Source organism: Sulfuriflexus sp. (assembly GCF_032250955.1).
Classification (GTDB): domain Bacteria; phylum Pseudomonadota; class Gammaproteobacteria; order AKS1; family AKS1; genus Sulfuriflexus.
Genome location: NZ_JAVVES010000153.1, coordinates 1 through 503, shown reverse-complemented (window position 1 = coordinate 503; position 503 = coordinate 1). Strand labels below are relative to the sequence as shown.

Below are 503 nucleotides of genomic sequence, written 5' to 3'. Positions count from 1 at the left end.
AAAATCGATCCCAAGTTCATACTGGTCACGCCGGTTACGGGTGACGTGGATAGCATCAAGGCGGGGACGATAAGTTCCAAGACCATCAAGAATGTAGCAAGTAGAATCGGGAGAACCACTACAGGTTTCTCAATAGTATTTGCAGCGGTCGATAATTTTTCCAAAGCAGACCAGCTTGGAGGCATCGATGGTGCTCTCGCGTATACATCGTCTGATGTCGCTGTAATACTTTCCTTTTCGGCAGTTGGTGGCCCGATCGGTGTTGGTGGCGGTATCGCGTTTGGGGCTGTGGGTGGCACTGAAGGGGTAACCAGACTATTGACTGAAAATGTAATTGGTCCTCTAAATGCGGGGCTGGAAACGACGGTAAAAGCGTTGCAAGAGCCATCATTGTTTGATCGACTATTTTTCCCGGAAAGGCCGGATACCACGGGGATCGGACGATGAAGAAATCGGCTAAATATAAAAAGGTCAGGTGGATAGATTGGTACTACTATTGGATC

The 503-nt window shown here is 48.3% G+C and carries 1 protein-coding gene; it reads left to right on the top strand.

What is annotated here, in order from left to right:
• The coding region (locus tag RQ738_RS13675; protein WP_314165876.1) for a hypothetical protein at window positions 1–447 on the top strand (447 nt) is incomplete at its 5' end.
• Between the last annotated feature and the right edge of the window lie 56 nt (window positions 448–503).